Source organism: Streptomyces sp. GC420 (genome assembly GCF_009916105.1).
Lineage (GTDB): Bacteria > Actinomycetota > Actinomycetes > Streptomycetales > Streptomycetaceae > Streptomyces.
Genome location: NZ_JAAAXQ010000659.1, coordinates 1 through 2,403 on the forward strand (window position 1 = coordinate 1; position 2,403 = coordinate 2,403).

The window sequence follows — 2,403 nt, forward strand, 5'->3', positions numbered from 1 at the left end:
GTCTGACTCGGGTGGGGCGGTACGGGGTCGATCTGGGCGATTTTCGGTCAAGGCGGAAGCGTTTTCCGCACAAGTCATGGTCACTATATGAAAGTTGACGGTCGCTCTGGGGCGTAATCGAAAAGACCCGGGTTATCTCCCGGTAAAAACGGGCACCCGGAGGTGTTCTCGCCCTCCCCCGGCGAGCGGGGCATTCTGGGATCATGGCTGAGCGACGGCGGGAATCGGACACGGGTGGCAGCCGCGGCCGCGGCACCGGGGACCTGGCGCGGGCGCTGACCGCCGCCGTGCGCGGAGAGGTCGACTTCGGGGCCGCCGCCAGGGCCCTCACCACCATGGACGCCTCCAACTACCGCCGGGTGCCGCTCGGCGTGGTCGCACCGCGGGACACCGAGGACCTGGCCGCGGCCCTCGCCGTGTGCCGGGAGCACGGCGTGCCCGTCGTGCCGCGCGGCGGCGGTACGTCGATCGCCGGGCAGGCCACCGGGACGGGCGTGGTGCTCGACCTCACCCGGCACATGAACCGCGTGCTGTCGCTCGACCCGGTGACGCGCACCGCCGTCGTCCAGCCGGGGGCGGTACTGGACACCCTCCAGGCGCGGGCCCGCCCGTACGGCCTCGCCTTCGGCCCCGACCCGTCCACGCACAGCCGCTGCACGCTCGGCGGCATGATCGGCAACAACTCCTGCGGAGCGCACTCCGTGGCGTGGGGCACCACCGCCGACCAGGTGCGCTCACTGGAGGTGCTGAGCTACGGGGGTGCCGTCTCCCGGCTCGGCCGGGACTGGCTCGGCGCGCCCGAAGGGCTGCGCGAACTGGTCGGCGCCCATCTCGCGACGCTGCGCACCGGCTACCCGCGGGGCCTGCCCCGCCGCATCTCCGGCTACGCCCTCGACGCGCTGCTGCCCGAGAACGGCGCCGACGTGGCGCGGGCCCACTGCGGCAGCGAGGGCACCTGGGCCGTGGTGAGCGAGGCCGAGGTGCGGCTGGTCGAGGTGCCGGCGGCACGCGCCCTCGCCGTGCTCGGGTACGCCGACGAGACCGCGGCCGCGCAGGCCGCGGCGGGCCTGCTGGCGTACCGGCCGCTCACCGTGGAGGGCATGGCCGAGGACCTGGTGCGGGGCGCCGCGGGCCTGCCCAGGGGCGGTGCCTGGCTGTTCGTCGAGACCGGCGGCTCCGGCGAGGGGGAGGCGCGCGCCCGGGCGCGGGAGATCCTGCGCGGCGCGGACACCCTCGACGGCACGGTCGTCACCGACCCGCGCGAGCAGCGCCAGCTGTGGCGCATCCGGGAGGACGCGGCCGGCACGTCGACCCGGATGCCCGACGGCAGCGAGGCCTGGCCGGGCTGGGAGGACTGCGCGGTCCCGCCCGCCTCCCTGGGGGCGTACCTGCGGGACTTCCGCGCGCTCCTCGGGTCGTACGGCCTGCAGGGCACCCCGTACGGGCACTTCGGCGAGGGCTGCATCCACGTCCGTATCGACTTCGACCTGATGAGCCGTCACGGGATCGGGCGATTCCGGGAGTTCTCGCACGACCTGGCCGACCTCGTGGTGTCCTACGGCGGTTCGCTCTCCGGCGAGCACGGGGACGGCCAGGCGCGCGCCGAACTCCTGCCCCGGATGTACGGGGACGAGCTCGTCTCCCTCTTCTCCCGCGCCAAGGACCTCTGGGACCCGGACGGCGGCCTCAACCCCGGCATGCTCGCCCGCCCGGCCCGCCTCGACGAGAACCTCCGCTTCGACGTCCTGCCGACCGCACCGGTGCCCGTCGCCTTCTCCTACCCGCACGACGGCGGTGACTTCTCCGCCGCGGTACGCCGCTGCGTCGGCGTCGCCAAGTGCCGCAACCCGGCCGGGAGCGCGGGCGTCATGTGCCCCTCCTACCGGGCCACCGGAGAGGAGCGCCACTCGACGCGGGGCCGCGCCCGGCTCCTGCACGAGATGCTGGCCGGCGAGATCGTGACGGACGGCTGGCGCTCCGAGGAGGTCAGGGACGCCCTCGACCTGTGCCTGTCGTGCAAGGGCTGCCGCTCCGACTGCCCGGTCGGCGTCGACATGGCGACGTACAAGGCGGAGTTCCTCCACCACCACTACGCCGGACGCCTGCGGCCCGCCGCCCACTACTCCATGGGCGCCCTGCCGCGCTGGCTCCGCCTGGCCGCCGCCCTGCGGGCGGCCGGGCCGCTGAACGCCCTGGCACGCGTCCGGCCGCTCGCCGCCGTCGCGAAGCGACTGGGCGGCATCGCGCCGGAACGCCCGATCCCGGAACTGGCGCCGGAGCCGTTCACCCGCTGGTGGCGCCGGCGGACCGCCTCGGGCGGCCCGCGGCCGGCCGCCGCACCCGCCCCTGCTCCGGGCCCTGCTCGGGCGTCGTCCGGCTCCGCTGCCGGGCCCGCGCCCGCCC

1 protein-coding gene is annotated in these 2,403 nt (G+C 75.4%); it reads left to right on the forward strand.

Annotated features, from left to right (window positions below; all coding sequences use genetic code 11):
* Positions 1-203 precede the first annotated feature (203 nt).
* On the forward strand, positions 204-2,403 hold a 2,200-nt coding region (locus GUY61_RS37500; RefSeq protein ID WP_166634756.1), incomplete at its 3' end, for an FAD-binding and (Fe-S)-binding domain-containing protein.